The following is a 16,300-nucleotide window of genomic DNA, read 5'->3' as shown; positions in this document are numbered from 1 at the left end:
AGGGAGGTGCGCGGCAGGAACGTCGTGTGCCTGCACTTCGTCCGCGACGACAACCCCCTGGCCCGCAGACGTGCCGAAGAGACGCACGCCCGCGTCGCGGCGGGCGGTCCCGTCCTGCTGCCCCCGGGCGCCTGGCGGCCGCCTCCGCCGCTGCCGCCTCCGCCGCTGCCCCCGCACCTCCGCGAGACCGGCGGTCGCTGAACGACGAAGCCACCCGTACGCACGCCCTTCCGGGCGGCGCGGGTGGCTTCGGTGCGGGCGGCAGCCGGGTGGGCGGTCACGCCCAGAGCTGCCCCTGCAGCGTCTCGATCGCTTCTTCCGTCGTCGCGGCCGTGTAGACGCCCGTCGACAGGTACTTCCAGCCGCCGTCGGCGACGACGAAGACCACGTCGGCGGACTCGCCCGCCTTGAGCGCCTTGTTGGCGACGCCGATCGCCGCGTGGAGGGCGGCGCCGGTGGAGACGCCCGCGAAGATGCCCTCCTGCTGGAGGAGTTCACGGGTGCGGGTGACCGCGTCGGCGGAGCCGACGGAGAAGCGGGTGGTCAGGACCGACGCGTCGTACAGCTCCGGCACGAAGCCCTCGTCGAGGTTGCGCAGGCCGTAGACCAGGTCGTCGTAGCGCGGCTCGGCGGCGACGATCTTCACGTCCGGCTTGTGCTCCCGCAGGTAGCGGCCGACGCCCATGAGGGTGCCGGTGGTGCCGAGGCCCGCGACGAAGTGCGTGACCGACGGGAGGTCGGCGAGGATCTCCGGGCCGGTGGTCGCGTAGTGGGCGCCCGCGTTGTCCGGGTTGCCGTACTGGTAGAGCATCACCCAGTCCGGGTGCTCGGCGGACAGCTCCTTGGCGACGCGCACGGCGGTGTTGGAGCCGCCCGCGGCCGGGGAGGAGATGATCTCCGCGCCCCACATGCCGAGCAGGTCGCGCCGCTCCTGCGAGGTGTTCTCGGGCATCACGCACACCATGCGGTAGCCCTTGAGCTTCGCGGCCATGGCGAGGGAGATGCCGGTGTTGCCGGACGTGGGCTCGAGGATCGTGCAGCCCGGGGTGAGCCGGCCGTCCTTCTCCGCCTGCTCGATCATGAACAGGGCGGGACGGTCCTTGATCGAACCCGTCGGGTTGCGGTCCTCCAGCTTGGCCCAGATACGGACGTCGGCGGACGGCGACAGCCGCGGCAGGCGCACCAGGGGGGTGTTGCCCACCGCGGCCAGCGGGGAGTCGTAACGCATACGGATCAGGCCATACCGCCGGCAACGGCCGGCAGGATCGTCACGTTGTCGCCGTCGCTCAGCTTCGTGTTGATGCCGTCGAGGAAGCGGACGTCCTCGTCGTTCAGGTAGACGTTGACGAAGCGGCGCAGCTGGTCGCCGTCCACGATGCGGGCCTGGATGCCCGAATGCCGGGTCTCGAGGTCGGCGAAGAGCTCGGCGAGGGTGTCCCCGTTGCCCTCCACCGCCTTCTGACCGTCGGTGTACTGGCGGAGGATGGTGGGGATGCGGACCTCGATGGCCATGGCTGAGGGCTCCTGTCGGAAGGTGTCGTGGGTTCTTCGAAGGGCGCACGGCGGCGCCGCGGCTCGAGGCCGCAGGCGGCGGCGGAACGTCAACAGATGGCGCTGTTCAGCCTGCACAGGTCGACGTGGAGCCGCGCCACGAGCAGCATGCCCGGCGCGTTGTCGCCCACGTCGAAGAGAACCATGAACTCATCGTATCGATTCCCGGTCCGGATCCCGGAGTGTGATCCCACACTCCGGACCTGGACCATCCGCCATGCGGGATCGGGCCGCCGTGCGGATCAGTACGCGTCGACGACGCGCACCTCCTCCTCGGTGACCTCGCCCTCCACGATGCGGAAGGAGCGGAACTGGAAGTCTCCGGCGCCGTCGGTGTCGGCGGTGGAGACGAGCACGTAGTGGGCGCCGGGCTCGTTGGCGTAGGTGATGTCGGTGCGCGAGGGGTAGGCCTCGGTCGCGGTGTGCGAGTGGTAGATGACCACCGGCTCCTCGTCGCGGTCGTCCATCTCCCGGTACAGCTTCAGCAGGTCCTGGGAGTCGAACTCGTAGAACGTGGGCGAGCGGGCCGCGTTCAGCATGGGGATGAAACGCTCGGGGCGGCCGGAGCCCACCGGGCCCGCCACCACGCCGCACGCCTCGTCCGGGTGGTCCTCGCGGGCGTGGGCGACGATCTGGTCGTAGAGGGCCTGGGTGATGGTCAGCATGGGCTCAGGATAAGCAGACGGGCCGTACCGTACCGAGGGGTGGTACGGAACGGCCCGTATGCCGGACGCCTTGAGCGGACGGCGGCGGGGAACCCCACGAGTGCTCCCCGTGCGCCGGCGTCCTTCGGGGTGGTCAGCCGACCTTCTCGAACCGGTCCTCGTCGCGGTCCGCGATCGCCGGGTTGCCCTTCTTGAGCACGGTCCAGCCGACGCCCAGGGCGACGGCCCAGCCGGCGGCGACGTAGAGACAGACACGGGCGTCCGCGTCCGCCGCGATCATGCCGGTGACGCCGATCAGGAAGGCCAGGGCGACCCAGCTGAACAGGGCGCCGCCGGGGGCGGGGAAGGACGAGGCGCGCAGCCGTCCGGCCTCGACGGCGCGGCGGTACCGGATATGGCTGACGAGGATCATCATCCAGGTCCAGATGCCGGCCGCGGTGGCGACGGAGGTGACGTAGGCGAACGCCTTCTCCGGGACGACGTAGTTGAGGATCACACCGATGCCCATGAGCGCCACGGAGACGGTGATGCCGACCGCGGGCGTCTTGCGGGCGTTGAGCCGGGCGAAGGCCTGCGGGGCCTCGTTGTTGGCGGCGAGGCCGCGCAGCATCCGGCCGGTGGAGTACATGCCGGAGTTGCAGGAGGACAGGGCCGCGGTGAGCACGACGAAGTTGACGATGCCCGCGGCGAGCGGGATGCCGATCTTGCCGAAGGCGTGCACGAAGGGGCTCTCGCCGGCGGAGAACTCGGTCCACTTCACGACGGAGAGGATCACCAGCAGGGCGCCGACGTAGAAGACGATGATGCGCCAGGGCAGGGTGTTGATGGCCTTGGGCAGGGTCTTCTCGGGGTTCTCGGACTCGCCCGCGGTGACGCCGACGAGCTCGACGGCGAGGTAGGCGAACATGACGCCCTGGAGGGTCATCAGGCTGGAGCCGATGCCGTTGGGGAAGAACCCGTCGTGCGACCAGAGGTTGGAGACGGTGGCGGTGTCACCGGCGTCGGAGAAGCCGAGGGTGAGCACGCCCAGGCCGATGACGATCATGCCGATGATGGCGGTGACCTTGATCATCGAGAACCAGAACTCGACCTCGCCGAAGATCTTGACGGAGATCAGGTTCACGCCGAACAGCACGACGAGGAAGACCAGGGCGCTGACCCACTGCGGGATCTCGGGGAACCAGAAGTGGATGTAGATGGCGGCGGCGGTCAGCTCGGCCATGCCGGTGACCACCCACATCAGCCAGTACGTCCAGCCGGTGACGAAGCCGAAGAACGGGCCGAGGAACTCGCGGGCGTACTCGGCGAAGGAGCCGGAGACGGGCCGGTAGAGGAGGAGCTCTCCCAGGGCCCGCATGATGAAGAAGATGACCACGCCCGCGAGGGCGTACATGAGGATGATGCTGGGACCGGCCTTGGCGATGTTCGCCCCGGCGCCCATGAAGAGGCCGACGCCGATGGCGCCGCCGATGGCGATCATCTGGACCTGGCGGCTGCCGAGTCCGCGCTCGTACCCCTCTTCGGGGGCTTCGGTGACCTTCTCAGAGGTCATGTGTCGTGCGCCTTTCTCCATGCCGACCCGGGCCGTCCGTCGGCCTCGGATCGGGTCTCGATCCCCCCGGACTGATGGAGCTGAGCGGGCGCGGGGGCCCGCTCGTGCCTGGCCGGCGGTGACCGGCTCGGTGGCGCACCCGGCCGAACGTTCGGGTGGCGTTCGCCGGGCGGTCGTGAAGGTCTATCACGGCCGCCATACTGATCACACGGGGTCGCTGTGGCGCGCATCACAGGAAGAAGCGGGCAAAAGGCACCTGAAGAGCCCATAGATGGCGGTCATTTGACGCGATCGTTATCCGGATTTGAGTGTCCTCTGAGCGAACACTTCCGTGGACTTTTCCGGACATTCAGACCGCATGTCCGGCATGCCGCCCGGCGCGGGCGGCATGCGGCGGCGGGCTCACGGCATGAGCGGCAGGCTCACGGCATCAGCGTCGAGACGAGCGTCTCCTGGAGGCCGCCCAGCCAGAGGTAGGCCATCACCATCGGCTTGCGCGGGTCCTCGTCCGGGAGGTGGAACAGCACGTCGCTGTCGTCCTCGTCGGTGATCTCCAGCCGGGCGCCGATCGCCAGGCGCAGGTCGTTCAGCGCGCCGAGCCAGCGCAGGGACTCCTCGGGCGTCAGCTTGAGGACCGCCTCGCCCTCGCCGGCCGCCGCCGCCCGCAGCCCGTCCAGGGAGCGGATCACCGCCAGCGCGTTCTCCCGCTTGCCGGCCCGCAGGTCGTTCTCGGTGTAGCGGCGGAACTCGGCGGAGTGCGCCCGCTGCTCCTCGGCCTCCTCGGGCCGCTCGGCGCCCTCGGGGTCGACGTAGGCGTCGGGGAAGAGGCGGCGCAGCACCGGGTCGGAGGGCGGCTCGCTGGGGCCGTCGGCGAAGAGCTCCGCGAGCGGGTCGCCGCCGGACTCCTCGGCCGGGCCGGGGCCGATGATCTCCATCAGCTGCACGGCGAGCGAGCGGATGATGGAGATCTCGACGTCGTCGAGGGCGACGGCCGCGCCGCCGCCGGGGAGCGGTTCGAAGTGTCCTGGCATAAGGGCGATTCGCTGCTTCCGGTCCTGCGGGCGGGGGCGGGCCACGTCCGGTGCGGTCATGTCCGGCTTCATTTCCGGTCGTGCTGGAGGGTCGCCCACAGGCCGTAGCCGTGCATGGCCTGGACGTCGCGCTCCATCTCCTCGCGGGTGCCGCTGGAGACGACGGCCCGGCCCTTGTGGTGGACGTCGAGCATGAGCTTGGTGGCCTTGTCCTTGGAGTAGCCGAAGTACGTCTGGAAGACGTACGTCACGTAGCTCATGAGGTTGACCGGGTCGTTGTGGACGATCGTGACCCACGGGACGTCAGGCTCGGGTACGGCGAAGACCTCCTCCGCCGACTCGGTGCGTTCGATCTCCAGGGGTGCGGGTGACGTCACACTGCCCATGCTGCCACCGGAGGGGGGTGGTCGCACAAACCGGCCCGCCCCGCGACCACCCGCGCACCCAAATCGTCAGAGTGACGAAATGGGGGTACCATTCTCGCCATGGACACAGCGGACCTTGGGTTGCCGGTGAATGTTCCGTCCACGGCGCTCTTCACCGACCAGTACGAACTGACGATGCTGCAGGCGGCGCTGAAGGCCGGCACGGCCGGGCGGCACAGCGTGTTCGAGGTCTTCACCCGGCGGCTGCCGCACGGCCGCCGTTACGGCGTCGTCGCGGGCACCGGGCGGGTGCTCGACGCGGTGGAGAACTTCCGCTTCGACGAGGGCGTGCTGCGCTTCCTGCGGGAGAAGGCCCTCGTCGACGAGGAGACCCTCGACTGGCTGGCCGGCTACCGCTTCTCCGGGGACATCTGGGGCTACCCGGAGGGCGAGGTCTACTTCCCCGGCTCGCCCGTCATGCGGGTGGAGGGCAGCTTCGCCGAGTGCGTGCTGCTGGAGACGGTGATCCTGTCGATCCTCAACCACGACTCGGCCATCGCCGCCGCGGCCTCCCGGATGTCGTCCGCCGCGCAGGGGCGGGCGCTGATCGAGATGGGCGCCCGGCGCACCCACGAGCTGGCCGCCGTCGCCGCCTCCCGCGCCGCCTACATCGGCGGCTTCTCCTCCACCTCCGACCTGGCGGCCGGCTTCCGCTACAACATCCCCACGGTCGGCACCTCCGCCCACGCCTTCACCCTGCTGCACGACACCGAGCGGGACGCCTTCCGCGCCCAGGTGGACTCCCTCGGCGCGGGCACCACGCTGCTGGTGGACACCTACGACGTGGCCGAGGCGGTCCGCGCGGCCGTCGAGGTGGCCGGGCCGGAGCTGGGCGCGGTGCGCATCGACTCCGGCGACCTGCTGCTGGTGGCGCACCGGGTGCGGCAGCAGCTCGACGAGCTGGGCGCGAGGGACACGAAGATCGTGGTGACCTCGGACCTGGACGAGTACGCCATCGCCTCGCTGGCCGCGGCGCCGGTGGACGCGTACGGGGTGGGCACGCAGCTGGTGACCGGCTCGGGGCACCCGACCTGCTCGATGGTCTACAAGCTGGTCGCGCGCGCCGAGTCCGCGGACCCGGGGGCGCCGTTGGTGCCCGTGGCGAAGAGGTCCACCGGCGGGAAGACGTCGATCGGCGGCCGCAAGTGGGCCGCGCGGCGGCTGGACGCGGACGGCGTCGCCGAGGCCGAGGTGATCGGCACCGGCGAGGTCCCGGCCGAGCTGGCCGGCCGGGAGCTGCTGGTGCCGCTGGTGCGGGGCGGCGAGGTGGTCGCCCGGGAGCCGCTGGACGTGGTCCGCGACCGGCACGCGGCCGCCCGGGCCGGTCTCCCGCTGTCCGCGACACAGCTCTCCCGCGGGGAACCCGTCCTTCCGACGGAGTACGTGCACGTGCCGTCGGGTAGCTAAGAGCAAGCCGAAGGCGCGAGCCCCCCGTCCGCGTCCGCTCCGTACCGGGGCCCGAGGTGCGCCCGCCCGGTCCCGCCGAATCCATCCGTCCGCCCAGAGCCGAAGGACACCGACCATGCGCCGCGCACTGATCGTCGTAGACGTGCAGAACGACTTCTGCGAGGGGGGCAGCCTCGCCGTCGCCGGCGGCGCCGACGTGGCCGCCGCCGTGACCGAGCTGATCGGCCAGGCCCCGGCCGGGTACCGGCACGTGGTCGCCACCCGGGACCACCACGTGGACCCCGGCGACCACTTCTCCGACCACCCCGACTTCAAGCGGTCCTGGCCCGCCCACTGCGTCGCCGGCACCGAGGGCGTCGGCTTCCACCCGAACTTCGCGCCCGCCGTGACCTCCGGGGCGGTCGACGCCGTCTTCGACAAGGGGAAGTACGCGGCGGCCTACAGCGGCTTCGAGGGCGCCGACGAGAACGGCACACCGCTCGCCGAGTGGCTGCGGGAGCGGGGGATCGACGAGGTCGACGTCGTGGGCATCGCCAGCGACCACTGCGTACGGGCCACCGCGCTGGACGCGGTGCGGGAGGGCTTCCGCACCCAGGTGCTGCTCGACCTCACCGCGGGCGTCTCCCGGGAGACCACCGAGCGGGCGCTGGAGGAGATGCGCGAGGCGGGCGTGGAGCTGACCGGCAAGCCGGTCGTGCGGTGAGCCGGGTCAGGCGGAGGCGGCCGGGCGTCTGATCAGCGCCCGGATCGGGTGCCACAGCTCCACCGCGAGCACTCCCCCGGCGGGCGCCGTGCGCCATATCAGGCCGTCGGGATGGTGCAGCACCGCCGTGATCTCGTCGGGCGTGGGCGGCGCGGTGTTCCCGCGCAGGTAGACCGAGCGCAGACCCAGGTTGCGCAGCCTGGTCAGGGCGCGCGCCCGGTTCTGGGCGTGGACCAGCACCCGTACCCCGGCCGGGGCGTCGGCGGCGGGGCTGGGCAGGTTCATCGCCACCACCACCGTGCCGTTCGGCAGCTTGCAGAAGCCTCCTGCGGCCATGCGGTCATACCCCCGTGTCAACAGGTGTCAATAAGAGAGCCACAGGAGGCACCTAAACACGGATCGGCGGTGACCCGCCAGGGGGTCACCGCCGATCACGCTCTGACCTGCGAGAACGCTATTTACCGGCCCGCAGGGCCCACCTCGAGCTCGATCGTGGAGCCGTCCTTGGCCTCCTTGGTGATCTTGATCTTGGTGTTGGTGTCAGTGACCTGGACGCTGCCGGTCGGGTTCGCCGGGTCCCAGTAGGTGCTGGTGCGGTCGTTGAAGACCGCGACACCCTTGGAGCCCGGGATGTACTTCGCGACGTCCGCCTTGTGCAGCGTGATCGCGTCGGTGCGGAACTTGCTGAACGTGGCGTCGTAGGTCTGGATGCGGTTGCGCATCAGGGTGCCGTCGGACCACTTCAGCGCGGTCGGGTGGGAGTCGATCGGGAGGATCAGACCCTTGCCCGGGTGCACGCTGGTGTTGTTGTCCAGCTGGGAGGTGTCCCACTTCCAGATCAGCAGGCCGTTCTGGTACGCGTAGTGCTCGACCCAGTCCGGACGGCTGTTCGCGAAGCCGAAGTTGTACGGGCCGACCTTCAGGGTCTTGTCGTACGAGACGTACTGCCGGTTCTCGGCGATGTAGTACTGCTCGTAGTCGTTGGTGAACGACGCGCCGATGCGGGAGAAGCCCTTCGCCGTCCAGGCCGCGTCGGCCGTCTCGGCGTTGTCCGTGAAGAGCGCGGTGCCGTCCGCCGTCACCGTGATCGAGTCGGCCGTGAAGCCCTTCAGGGCGACGCCGCCGTCGGTCTGGTAGCGGAAGCGCAGGTCGATCTTCTGGCCCGCGTAGGCGTCCAGCGGGTACACGAGCTTCTTGAAGCCGTCGACCGTGCCGTGCAGGGCCGGCTTGTCGCTGCCGTCCCGCGGGATCGGCTGACCGTCCACCGTGCCGTCCAGGGCGGTCCAGTTGGCGCCGCCGTCGGTGGACACCTCGGTGTAGAGGAAGTCGTAGTCGGACTCGATCTCGTACCAGCCGTCCAGGGACAGCGCGGCCGACGACCTGCCGGTGAGGTCGACGCTGCGGGTGAGCGTGTTCCGCAGGTCGTCACCGCTGCCGCTCCACCACTGGGTCTGGCCCTCGGCCGGCTCCACGATCTCCGTGGTGACGGCCTTCTTCGGGAGCTCGACGACCAGCGCCTGCTTGTGCTTGGTGTTGTACTCGGCGACGCCCAGCTTGTGCCAGGAGTTGACCCCGGCCTTGGCGACGTCGTAGTTCAGCCAGCCGAGCTGCAGCTTGTCCCAGGCGGTCATGTCGCCGGGGAGGTCGCCGATCTCGTTCTTGCCCGTGCCCAGCCAGGAACCGGACGACATCAGCGTCCAGAAGCCGGTGGCGTTCTCGCCGCCCTGGGTGTCGTAGAGGTCCGGCAGGCCGAGGTCGTGGCCGTACTCGTGGGCGAAGACGCCGAGTCCGCCGTTCTCCGGCTGGATGGTGTAGTCGCCGACCCAGATACCGGTGTTGCCGATCTGCGTGCCGCCGAGCTTGTTGTTCTCGGGGCCGGTGGCGCCGGCGTCGGTGCCGAAGGCGTACCAGCGGTGGGCCCAGATGGCGTCCTCGCCCTGGGCGCCGCCGCCGGCGGACTCGTCCTCACCGGCGTGCACGATCTGGAAGTGGTCGATGTAACCGTCGGGCTCGTTGAAGTCGCCGTCGCCGTCGAAGTCGTAGCGGTCCCACAGGTCGTACTGGGAGAGCTGCGCCTTGATCTGGGCGTCGGTCCGGCCGGCGGCCTTCTGCTGCTCGGTCCAGGCGGTGACGCCGTCCTGCACCGCGTACCAGGCGCAGTTGTCGGGCACGCACTTGTTGGAGCCGTAACGGGCCTCGTTGTACGGCACCTTGACCCAGTCGGAGACCTCGCCGTCGACCGAGTAGCGGCCCGAGGACTGCTTCTCGTAGTAGGTCTTGACCGAGTCGACGCCCTTGCCGGAACCGAAGTACAGCTCCTCGAAGTGCTGCTGGTCGTAGTCCTCCTGCCAGGCCGTGGAGTTGTCGACCTTGCGGTCCGGCTCGGCGATCTGGTTGTGCAGGGGGCCCGGGGTGCCGCCGTAGCGGCTGTCGATCTTGTCGCCGAACTCCACCAGGATGGTGAAGATCTTGTCGGTCTTCTCCCGGCCGAGCTCGACGTACTTGCTGTCGCCCTTCTTGCCCTTCAGCTGGACGACCTTCGAACCGTCACGGTTCTTGACCGACGTCCTGCCGGAGAGCACCTGGTTGAGCGCCTCCTCGCGCTGGGCCGCCTGCGTCTTGGAGAGCGGGCCCTCGAGGTCGTGGTCGACGTGGTTGTTCGACGCCGGGTCGTGCCGGTCCACGGCGCCGGGACGGTCGGCCGGGTCGGCCGAGTCCGCCTGCGCCACGGTGAACGCAGAGCAGGTGGCGGTGGCCGCCGCAAGGGCCACGCCTATCGCGGCCGCTCTGAACGTCCAGGGTCTACTGGTCACTTGAGATCCCCTCCCGCGTGCCTGCGCGCGGCCGAAGGAGGTTCCGTCTATGGAAGGTCCCGCGCGCACGTGATCAACGCGTGTAGTCAAGTGACGTCATTTGACTAGAGGTTCGTCAGAAAAAACAGACCTTGACTTGAACAGATCAAACGCGTTATGCGGATCGGTGGTTCGCATTGCGGACAGTTCCGCGCGAAACCCCGGCGGGCGCGTCCGCCGGGCCCCGTGTGGGGCGCCATGAATCCGTGCGCCCCCTGTGCACCGGCCCTGTAGGTCACGTCACGCTTACTGTTCGTTCCCCTCGGGCACGCTCGCGGTTAGAGTCGCTTGGCGGAACGCCCTTGAGCCGGTGGAAAGCCAGGCCGACAGCCCCCGACTTCCGAGGACACGATGGCCATGCCCCGTCCGACTGTCGCTCAGTTCGCCTACGGCTCGTGCGCCGTGATCCTGTCGACCCTCGCCTTGCTGCTGCTGTCCGGAACGAGTTCCGGCGCGGGCGTCGCGGTGGTCGCCGTCGTGGCGCTCGCCCTGGGACTCGTGGTGGCCGTGCGCGTACCGGGCCCCACGTCCCGCCGTCCCGCCGCGGTCCCGCCCGCGACGCCGCTCCCGGTGCGGGCCACGGTGCCGTCCCCGTCCCGCGAGCGGGTCCGCGAACCGGTCCACGAGCGGGCGGCGTCCTGACGCACCGCCCGCCCCGCGTAAGGCGATTTCCGGCCGCGTGGCCGGGAGCGGGACGACGGCCCTCTGGCGCGCCGCCGGTGGTGCGACGGCCCGGGGTCACTGGGCCGTGACCACGACGGTTCTGGCCGCCTTGTCGTGCAGACCCTGCTTGTACGGCCGGTCGAAGTAGCTCCAGCCGCCCGAGATCGCGGTCCACACGCAGGCGCAGCAGAAGGCGAACGGCAGCCACAGCACGGCCGCGCGGATCAGCGCGGTCTGCACGGAGGGGTTGGAGCCGTCGGCGAGGTTCGCCACCCGCATGCCCAGCCACTTCTTGCCGAGGGTGCGACCGTAGCGGACGGCCATGAAGGTGTCGTACGCGATGTACAGGGCGGCGGCGATGACCGACTGGGCGAAGCCGCTGCCGACGTTCACGTCGTCGCCGTCGAAGTTGTACTCGCTGACCCCGACGGGCCAGGTGAGCAGCCAGACGACGATGCCGACGAGGATCATGTCGATGATGCGGGCGAGGGTGCGCCGGCCGCTGTCGGCGAGCGGGGGCATCCCGGCCAGCGGGTCGCCGGGCCCGCCGCCCCCGTAGGGACCGCCGCCGTACGGGCCGCCGGGTCCGCCTCCGTACGGGCCGCCGCTCCCGCCGTAGGGGCCGCCCGCTCCTCCGCCGCCGTAGGGGCCCGAGGCGCCGCCGCCCTCGTAGGGGTGGCCGCCGCCCTGGCCGGGCGGGGGCGTGGAGCCCGGGGTGTCGTACGGGGAGCCGGGGCCGGGGCCGCCCGGCGGGGGCTGTTTCCTGAACGGGTCGTCGTCCGGCGGCGGCTGCTTCCGGAACGGGTCCTCGTCCGGCGGCTGCTGACCGGGGCCGGGGGGCGGTTCGGTGGTCATGCCCCCGATCCGATCCCGAACCCCGCGGCCCCGCATCCGGCGGGCCGCCGTCCGGAGTACCGGCGCCGCCCGCCGGGCCTACACGCCGTCAGGCGGCTCGCACGGGCGCCCGTGTCAGGCGGCGGCGACGAAGGTGTGCGCGGCCTTGTCGTGCCAGCACTGGCGCCAGGGCTTGTCGAACAGGCACCACAGCACGCCGACCACCCCGATCACGAGCAGCCCGGGCACGCTGTAGACCAGCCAGCGCCGCAGCGCCGCGCCGAACTCGGGGGCCTCGTGCGCCTCGATGTCCCGCACCTCGATGCCCATGAGCCTCTTGCCCAGCGTGCGGCCCCACTTGACGGTGGGCAGCACCTCGAGGAGCACCCCGCCGAGCAGCAGGACGGCGAGGACGACGCCGAGGTGGACGGAGGTGGTGCCGTCGAGCAGCCACACCGTGACGGTCCGTCCGGACAGTCTGGCCGCCTCGATCTTCGCGTCGATGTGGTCCAGGGCCTTCATGCCGAGCGGCACGGCGGCCGCGGCGGTGACGGCGCCGATGACGGCCGTGTCGATCAGCCGGGCGGCCAGCCGCCGGCCCAGTGTGGCGGGGCGGGCGGAGGCCTGGCGGCGGGCGGCGGCCTGGAACACGTCGTCGACCGGCGGCTTCCAGGGCGCGACCTGCGGCTCCGGGGAGGCGCCCGCGAGCCGGTGCACCTGCTGCGGCCAGGAGGGCTGCCCGCCCCCGGGGCCAGAAGTCAGCGGGGCGGAGGCGGCGGGGGCCGCGGCCGGAGTCGCCCGAACGGGGGCGGCCGGGGCCGAGGCGGGTCCTGTGGTCTGCGGGGGCACGCCCGGCGCGGTGGCCTGCTGCGGGCCCGACGGCGGGGCGGCGGGCGCGGACGCCGGCGCGGCGGCGGCGCGCTCGGCCGCGGCCTTCCCGGCGGCGAAACCGGGCCGTCCGGGCGCGTTGGTCTCCCCGGTGCACGGGGAGACCGCGCGGAAGGTCATGGTGCCCTCGTCGGGGGACGCGGCGCCTGACGCGGCCGGCGGCTGCGCGGAGCCGGCCGTGGGCCTGCGGAACACGAACGTCCCGTCCGCCCGTGGGGCCTCCGAGGAGGCGGCCGCCGGCGCCGAGGCGTCCGGGGTGTGCGGGACGCGGGGGTCGGCGCCCGCGGCCCCCCAGGAGACCTTGCGGTCCTGGTCGCCGCCGAAGCCGGTCTGGCGGGAGCGGTCGGCGCCCCAGGCGGAGGCGGGCTCGGGCCGGCTGCCGTGCTGGGCGTCGGCCGGGGACGCCGGGGAGCCGTCCGCCGGGGCGGGCGCGTCGTCCGGGTCCTCGTCGAAGAAGTGCGGGCCGGTCTCCTCCACGGACGGCACGGCCGGGGCGGCGCCGGAGGACGCGGCCGGGGCGGCGCCGGGCGGCGGGGCGAGCGGCTCTCCGTCGGCGGGTGCCGGACGGCTGGTGCCCGGCACCCAGGAGGCGCCGTTCCAGTACCGGACGTAGCCGGGAATGGAGGGGTCCGGGTAGTACCCCTCGCGGGGCCTGTCGTCTCCGGGTGCCGGGGTTGGGGCGCTCATGTCCGTCGTCCCGTATCTGCTCGAGGGATGGGTTCGGGGGCCACCACATCTATCAGACGGGCGGGGCCCGGACGTCCCGTCCGGCCGGACCCCACCCCTTTCGGGCATCTCTTCGGTCAGAAGAGCTTGCCGGGGTTCAGAATGCTCAGCGGATCGAAGGCGAGCTTCACGGCCCGCTGCATCTCCATGGAGACGGGGCCCGCCTCCCGCGCCAGCCACTCCTTCTTCAGCACGCCGACGCCGTGCTCGCCGGTGATGGTGCCGCCGAGTTCCAGGCCGAGCGCCATGATCTCGTCGAAGGACTCGCGGGCCCGCCGGGACTCGTCCGGGTCGGAGGCGTCGAAGCAGACGGTCGGGTGGGTGTTGCCGTCGCCGGCGTGGGCGACGACGCCGATGGTCAGGCCGTGCTTCTCGGAGATCCGCTCGACGCCCTCGATCAGCTCGCCGAGCCGGGAGCGGGGCACGCACACGTCGTCGATCATCGTGGTGCCCTTGACGGCCTCCAGCGCGACCAGGGACATCCGGCGGGCCTGGAGCAGCATCTCCGACTCGGCGGCGTCCTCGGCGGGGACGACCTGGGTGGCGCCGGCCTCCTCGCACAGCGCGCCGACGGCGGCGAGGTCGGCGGCGGGGTCGGTGGTGTCGAACGCGGCCAGCAGCAGCGCCTCGGTGGACTCCGGCAGGCCCATGCGGGCCATGTCGTTGACCGCCTTGACGGTGGTGCGGTCCATCAGTTCGAGGAGGGAGGGGACATGGCCGCCGGCCATGATGCGGCACACCGCGTCGCTCGCGGCGGCGCCGGAGGCGAACTCGGCGGCCAGCACCAGCTGCTCCGGCGGCTTGGGCCGCAGCGCGAGGACGGCGCGGACGACGATGCCGAGGGACCCCTCGGAGCCGACGAACAGCCGGGTCAGGTCGTAGCCGGCGACGCCCTTCACGGTGCGGCGGCCGGTGGTGAGCAGCCGCCCGTCGGCGAGGACGACGTCCAGGCCGAGGACGTACTCGGCGGTGACGCCGTACTTCACGCAGCACAGGCCGCCCGAGGCGGTGCCGATGTTGCCGCCGATGGTGCACATCTCCCAGCTGGACGGGTCCGGCGGGTAGGCGAGGCCGTGCTCGGCGACGGCGCGGGAGAGGGCGGCGTTGATGACGCCCGGTTCGACGACCGCGATCCGGTTGACCGGGTCGATCTCCAGGATGCGGTCCATCTTGGTCAGCGAGAGCACGATGCAGCCGTCGGTGGCGTTGGCGGCTCCGGACAGGCCGGTGCGGGCGCCCTGCGGGACGACCGGCACGCGCAGCTCGGTGGCGGTGCGCATCACGTGCTGCACCTGCTCGACCGTGCGGGGCAGCACCACCACGGCGGGGCTGCCGGCCGGGCAGAAGCTCGCCATGTCGTTGGCGTAGGAGGCAGTGACGTCCGGGTCGGTGAGGACGGCCTCCGCGGGCAGGCCGCCGAGCAGCCGGTCGACGAGGGGGCCGGCCGCCACCGTGTCTTCATCGCGTCGCGCTTCGATACGGCTCATGATCACAGCGTCGCACCCGGGGCCATCGGTGTGAACCCCGTGGAAGCGGCCGGGTTCCAGCGGAGTGTGATGATCATATGGAGGCGGTGTGTGACGCACAGTGTGCGCCATGGACGACAAGCCTCGTGCGCGCCGACGGGGGCTCCGCCGCGCGCTGATCGCCTCGGCCGCCGGGGCCGCCGTGCTGGGCGGGGTGCTGGTGACGCTGCCGTGGGACGGACCCGAGCCGCCCCCGGCGCCCACCCCGCAGGAGCGCGCCCTGGTCGCCGTGACCAGCGGCGTCCCGGCCTCCCTGGGCGACCTGGAGGCGCTGGCCGCCGAACGCGAACGGCATCTGCGCACCCACCCCCGTGACGCGCGTGCCTGGGCCGAACTGGGCGCCGCCCGGGTGGAGCAGGGGCTGCGGCTGGCCGACCCGCGCTACTGGCCGCGCGCCGAGAAGGCCCTGCGCACCGCGCTGGAGGTACGGAGGGACGACGTGCGGGCGCTGCGCGCGATGGCCGTCCTCGCCAACGCCCGCCGCGACTACGCGAGCGCCCGCGCCTGGGGCGAGGCGGCGCGGAAGCTGGACCCCGGCCGGTGGACGACGTACCCGCCGCTGATCGAGGCGTCCGCCGGGCTCGGCGACGACGAGGAGGCCGGCCGGCTGCTGGAGAAGCTCGGGAAGCTGCGCTCGGGTCCCGCGGTGATGGCGCGGGCGGCGGCCGTGTACCGGGACCGGGGCTGGCGGGAGGACGCGGCGGCGAAGCTCGCGGACGCCGCGTCGGCCGCCGGGGAGCCCGCCGAGCGCGCGGCCTATCGGGAGCGGGCCGGGCAGCTCGCCTGGGAGCGCGGCGACCGGGAGGACGCGCTGCGCCACTTCCAGGAGGCGGTGCGCACCGACCCCGACCAGCGGGCGGCGTACGCCGGGCAGGGCAGGGCGCTGGCCGCGCTGGGCCGCACCAAGGAGGCGCTGAGCGTGTACCGCACGGCGCTGGCGAGGCATCCGCGGCCGGAGTACGCGCTGGAGCTGGGCGAGCTGTACGAGTCGCTGGGGATGCGGCCGGCCGCCGGGGCTCAGTACGCGCTGCTGCGGGAGCGGGTCCGGCTGGCCGCCGCGCACGGCGCGGACGAGGAGCTGGTGCTGGGCCGCTTCGAGGCCGACCACGGGGATCCGGAGGCGGCGGTGCGGCGGCTGCGGGCGGAGTGGAGGCGGCAGCCGTCGACGGAGGTCGCGGACGCGCTGGGCTGGGCGCTGCACCGGGCCGGGGAGAACGAGGAGGCGCTGCCGTTCGCGGTGCGGGCCACGGAGGGCACCGACGGCGGGGGCGTGCGCAGCGCGCTGTTCGCCTACCACCGGGGGATGATCGAGCACTCGCTGGAGCGGTACGGGGCCGCGCGCCGCCATCTGACGGAGGCGCTGCGGATCAACCCGTGGTTCTCGCCGCTGCACGCGCCCCGCGCGAAGGAGGCGCTGGCCCGCCTGGGTGAGCCGTCCGTCCAGGCGGGCCCCGAGTCCTCCTGAGGGCGCGCGGCG

General features: G+C 72.1%; 17 protein-coding genes. 5 read left to right on the top strand and 12 right to left on the bottom strand.

Features of this window, described 5'->3' with window-relative positions:
• The first annotated feature begins 6 nt into the window (after nucleotides 1–6).
• Nucleotides 7–201: a hypothetical protein gene (locus ACQY0Z_RS11060; protein ID WP_439812183.1), complete on the top strand. Its 195-nt coding sequence runs from the start codon at nucleotides 7–9 to the stop codon at nucleotides 199–201.
• Nucleotides 202–277: 76 nt separating this feature from the next.
• On the opposite strand, the gene ACQY0Z_RS11055 is transcribed toward ACQY0Z_RS11060, so the two are convergent.
• The 7 genes from ACQY0Z_RS11055 to clpS form a co-directional block, all read right to left on the bottom strand.
• Nucleotides 278–1,228: a cysteine synthase gene (locus ACQY0Z_RS11055; protein WP_137210281.1), complete on the bottom strand. Its 951-nt coding sequence runs from the start codon at nucleotides 1,226–1,228 to the stop codon at nucleotides 278–280.
• A 5-nt stretch (nucleotides 1,229–1,233) separates the two neighbouring features.
• On the bottom strand, nucleotides 1,234–1,512 hold the full coding sequence (locus ACQY0Z_RS11050; protein ID WP_019525083.1) for a MoaD/ThiS family protein: 279 nt from the start codon (nucleotides 1,510–1,512) through the stop codon (nucleotides 1,234–1,236).
• Nucleotides 1,513–1,601: 89 nt separating this feature from the next.
• Nucleotides 1,602–1,697, bottom strand: coding sequence for a putative leader peptide (locus ACQY0Z_RS11045; RefSeq protein ID WP_019525082.1), 96 nt, complete (start codon nucleotides 1,695–1,697; stop codon nucleotides 1,602–1,604).
• A 96-nt stretch (nucleotides 1,698–1,793) separates the two neighbouring features.
• Nucleotides 1,794–2,216 carry a Mov34/MPN/PAD-1 family protein gene (locus ACQY0Z_RS11040; RefSeq protein WP_189897822.1) on the bottom strand — a complete coding sequence of 141 codons (423 nt, stop codon included), beginning with the start codon at nucleotides 2,214–2,216 and terminating at the stop codon, nucleotides 1,794–1,796.
• Between the two features lie 133 nt (nucleotides 2,217–2,349).
• The gene (locus ACQY0Z_RS11035) at nucleotides 2,350–3,768 is read right to left on the bottom strand and encodes an amino acid permease (RefSeq protein WP_189897820.1); all 1,419 of its coding nucleotides are present in this window, start codon (nucleotides 3,766–3,768) and stop codon (nucleotides 2,350–2,352) included.
• 422 nt (nucleotides 3,769–4,190) lie between these two features.
• Nucleotides 4,191–4,799 (bottom strand): DUF2017 family protein, encoded by a 609-nt coding sequence (locus ACQY0Z_RS11030; protein WP_189898135.1) that lies wholly within the window; start codon nucleotides 4,797–4,799, stop codon nucleotides 4,191–4,193.
• Between the two features lie 68 nt (nucleotides 4,800–4,867).
• Nucleotides 4,868–5,185 (bottom strand): ATP-dependent Clp protease adapter ClpS, encoded by a 318-nt coding sequence (clpS, locus tag ACQY0Z_RS11025; RefSeq protein ID WP_006131673.1) that lies wholly within the window; start codon nucleotides 5,183–5,185, stop codon nucleotides 4,868–4,870.
• A gap of 99 nt (nucleotides 5,186–5,284) precedes the next feature.
• Here clpS and ACQY0Z_RS11020 point away from each other — a divergent pair, with 99 nt between their 5' ends.
• Both ACQY0Z_RS11020 and ACQY0Z_RS11015 read left to right on the top strand, forming a co-directional pair.
• Complete coding sequence (locus ACQY0Z_RS11020; RefSeq protein WP_189897818.1) at nucleotides 5,285–6,631, top strand: nicotinate phosphoribosyltransferase; 1,347 nt, start codon at nucleotides 5,285–5,287, stop codon at nucleotides 6,629–6,631.
• Between the two features lie 115 nt (nucleotides 6,632–6,746).
• Complete coding sequence (locus ACQY0Z_RS11015) at nucleotides 6,747–7,334, top strand: isochorismatase family protein (protein ID WP_347225435.1); 588 nt, start codon at nucleotides 6,747–6,749, stop codon at nucleotides 7,332–7,334.
• A gap of 6 nt (nucleotides 7,335–7,340) precedes the next feature.
• Here the strand turns inward: ACQY0Z_RS11015 and ACQY0Z_RS11010 are convergent, their stop codons facing one another.
• The gene (locus ACQY0Z_RS11010; RefSeq protein ID WP_189897815.1) at nucleotides 7,341–7,670 is read right to left on the bottom strand and encodes a hypothetical protein; all 330 of its coding nucleotides are present in this window, start codon (nucleotides 7,668–7,670) and stop codon (nucleotides 7,341–7,343) included.
• A 122-nt stretch (nucleotides 7,671–7,792) separates the two neighbouring features.
• Nucleotides 7,793–10,147, bottom strand: coding sequence for an immune inhibitor A domain-containing protein (locus ACQY0Z_RS11005; protein WP_189897813.1), 2,355 nt, complete (start codon nucleotides 10,145–10,147; stop codon nucleotides 7,793–7,795).
• Between the two features lie 390 nt (nucleotides 10,148–10,537).
• Between ACQY0Z_RS11005 and ACQY0Z_RS11000 the strand changes: the two genes are divergently transcribed.
• Nucleotides 10,538–10,828 carry a hypothetical protein gene (locus tag ACQY0Z_RS11000; RefSeq protein WP_189897811.1) on the top strand — a complete coding sequence of 97 codons (291 nt, stop codon included), beginning with the start codon at nucleotides 10,538–10,540 and terminating at the stop codon, nucleotides 10,826–10,828.
• A 96-nt stretch (nucleotides 10,829–10,924) separates the two neighbouring features.
• On the opposite strand, the gene ACQY0Z_RS10995 is transcribed toward ACQY0Z_RS11000, so the two are convergent.
• The 3 genes from ACQY0Z_RS10995 to ACQY0Z_RS10985 form a co-directional block, all read right to left on the bottom strand.
• On the bottom strand, nucleotides 10,925–11,704 hold the full coding sequence (locus ACQY0Z_RS10995) for an RDD family protein (protein WP_439812182.1): 780 nt from the start codon (nucleotides 11,702–11,704) through the stop codon (nucleotides 10,925–10,927).
• Nucleotides 11,705–11,818: 114 nt separating this feature from the next.
• On the bottom strand, nucleotides 11,819–13,258 hold the full coding sequence (locus ACQY0Z_RS10990; RefSeq protein ID WP_439812181.1) for an RDD family protein: 1,440 nt from the start codon (nucleotides 13,256–13,258) through the stop codon (nucleotides 11,819–11,821).
• Nucleotides 13,259–13,374: 116 nt separating this feature from the next.
• Nucleotides 13,375–14,790 (bottom strand): FAD-binding oxidoreductase, encoded by a 1,416-nt coding sequence (locus tag ACQY0Z_RS10985; RefSeq protein ID WP_439812180.1) that lies wholly within the window; start codon nucleotides 14,788–14,790, stop codon nucleotides 13,375–13,377.
• A 103-nt stretch (nucleotides 14,791–14,893) separates the two neighbouring features.
• On the opposite strand from ACQY0Z_RS10985, the gene ACQY0Z_RS10980 reads away from it, so the two are divergent.
• Nucleotides 14,894–16,288 (top strand): tetratricopeptide repeat protein, encoded by a 1,395-nt coding sequence (locus tag ACQY0Z_RS10980; protein WP_439812179.1) that lies wholly within the window; start codon nucleotides 14,894–14,896, stop codon nucleotides 16,286–16,288.
• Nucleotides 16,289–16,300: the final 12 nt, after the last annotated feature.

It is taken from the genome of Streptomyces sp. P9-2 (assembly GCF_051903975.1).
In the GTDB taxonomy this organism is placed as follows: domain Bacteria; phylum Actinomycetota; class Actinomycetes; order Streptomycetales; family Streptomycetaceae; genus Streptomyces; species Streptomyces cellulosae.
The sequence above is the reverse complement of the archived record's forward strand: the minus strand, read 5'-3'. Positions and strand labels throughout refer to the sequence as shown.

What these genes read in the sequence shown, in the direction of transcription:
- ACQY0Z_RS10980 (WP_439812179.1), top strand. Translation starts at nt 14,894, where the DNA reads ATGGACGACAAGCCTCGTGCGCGCCGACGGGGGCTCCGCCGCGCGCTG.
- ACQY0Z_RS11010 (WP_189897815.1), bottom strand. Translation starts at nt 7,670, where the DNA reads ATGGCCGCAGGAGGCTTCTGCAAGCTGCCGAACGGCACGGTGGTGGTG.
- ACQY0Z_RS10995 (WP_439812182.1), bottom strand. Translation starts at nt 11,704, where the DNA reads ATGACCACCGAACCGCCCCCCGGCCCCGGTCAGCAGCCGCCGGACGAG.
- ACQY0Z_RS11055 (WP_137210281.1), bottom strand. Translation starts at nt 1,228, where the DNA reads ATGCGTTACGACTCCCCGCTGGCCGCGGTGGGCAACACCCCCCTGGTG.
- ACQY0Z_RS11020 (WP_189897818.1), top strand. Translation starts at nt 5,285, where the DNA reads ATGGACACAGCGGACCTTGGGTTGCCGGTGAATGTTCCGTCCACGGCG.
- ACQY0Z_RS11030 (WP_189898135.1), bottom strand. Translation starts at nt 4,799, where the DNA reads ATGCCAGGACACTTCGAACCGCTCCCCGGCGGCGGCGCGGCCGTCGCC.
- ACQY0Z_RS11050 (WP_019525083.1), bottom strand. Translation starts at nt 1,512, where the DNA reads ATGGCCATCGAGGTCCGCATCCCCACCATCCTCCGCCAGTACACCGAC.
- ACQY0Z_RS10990 (WP_439812181.1), bottom strand. Translation starts at nt 13,258, where the DNA reads ATGAGCGCCCCAACCCCGGCACCCGGAGACGACAGGCCCCGCGAGGGG.
- ACQY0Z_RS11000 (WP_189897811.1), top strand. Translation starts at nt 10,538, where the DNA reads ATGGCCATGCCCCGTCCGACTGTCGCTCAGTTCGCCTACGGCTCGTGC.
- ACQY0Z_RS11015 (WP_347225435.1), top strand. Translation starts at nt 6,747, where the DNA reads ATGCGCCGCGCACTGATCGTCGTAGACGTGCAGAACGACTTCTGCGAG.
- ACQY0Z_RS11040 (WP_189897822.1), bottom strand. Translation starts at nt 2,216, where the DNA reads ATGCTGACCATCACCCAGGCCCTCTACGACCAGATCGTCGCCCACGCC.
- ACQY0Z_RS11035 (WP_189897820.1), bottom strand. Translation starts at nt 3,768, where the DNA reads ATGACCTCTGAGAAGGTCACCGAAGCCCCCGAAGAGGGGTACGAGCGC.
- clpS (WP_006131673.1), bottom strand. Translation starts at nt 5,185, where the DNA reads ATGGGCAGTGTGACGTCACCCGCACCCCTGGAGATCGAACGCACCGAG.
- ACQY0Z_RS11045 (WP_019525082.1), bottom strand. Translation starts at nt 1,697, where the DNA reads ATGGTTCTCTTCGACGTGGGCGACAACGCGCCGGGCATGCTGCTCGTG.